At 59.6% G+C, this 656-nt stretch carries 2 protein-coding genes; one reads left to right on the top strand and one right to left on the bottom strand.

Going from position 1 to position 656, the window contains the following annotated elements:
* Nucleotides 1-2 precede the first annotated feature (2 nt).
* Complete coding sequence (locus tag VBE63_RS31035; RefSeq protein WP_323686783.1) at nucleotides 3-377, bottom strand: hypothetical protein; 375 nt, start codon at nucleotides 375-377, stop codon at nucleotides 3-5.
* Between the two features lie 27 nt (nucleotides 378-404).
* Between VBE63_RS31035 and VBE63_RS31030 the strand changes: the two genes are divergently transcribed.
* A partial coding sequence (locus tag VBE63_RS31030; protein ID WP_323686782.1) for an MBL fold metallo-hydrolase occupies nucleotides 405-656 on the top strand: 252 nt, incomplete at its 3' end.

Below are 656 nucleotides of genomic sequence, written 5' to 3'. Positions count from 1 at the left end.
GCTCAACCGATCTCACCCCGCGAGCGCGCATCAAGCGTCTCGTCCATGAGATCGTTGACAGCGTCCAGGCATTCCGTCACGGCAAGGGGGACCTCATCGCCTTGCTGAAGGATGTTGCGCACGAGGATCAGGCTGCGTTGCATCTGTCGAAGGTCGCGAACGGCTTCCCAGCTCATGGCCTCATCGATGTGAAACAGCGCGCGCTCCCAGCCTTCGAACCCTGGGTGTGCAGCCACGTCATCGCGCAGGCACTGCCAAGCGCCCTGCAGATCGGACAGGATGGTTTTCTCGTAGGCTGTCGGTTCAGTGGAAAATCCCATTTTTTTCTTAGCCGTCGACTGGAAACGCACTTTACCCAGCCAGGATAATGACGCCATCCTACCCGATCCAGAGGCCTCTCCCAGATGATCTTCAAGCAGCTGTTCGAATCCGATTCCGCCACCTACACCTATCTGATCGCCTGTGAGCACAGCCGCCAGGCGATCCTGATCGATCCGGTCATCGATACCGTCGAGCGGGATCTGCAGGTGCTAAAAGACCTCGGGCTGACGCTGATGGCAACACTGGAGACCCATGTGCATGCCGATCACCTCACCGGCGCGCGGCGGCTGAAACAGCGCTCGGGCTGCCAGACCGCCTATCCGAAGATGCTGGGT

The organism is Lamprobacter sp., from assembly GCF_034860625.1.
In the GTDB taxonomy this organism is placed as follows: Bacteria; Pseudomonadota; Gammaproteobacteria; order Chromatiales; family Chromatiaceae; genus Lamprobacter.
The sequence above is the reverse complement of the archived record's forward strand: the minus strand, read 5'-3'. Positions and strand labels throughout refer to the sequence as shown.

Excerpts from the sequence above, each read along its gene's own strand:
- VBE63_RS31035 (WP_323686783.1), bottom strand. The coding sequence starts at position 377 with ATGGCGTCATTATCCTGGCTGGGTAAAGTGCGTTTCCAGTCGACGGCT.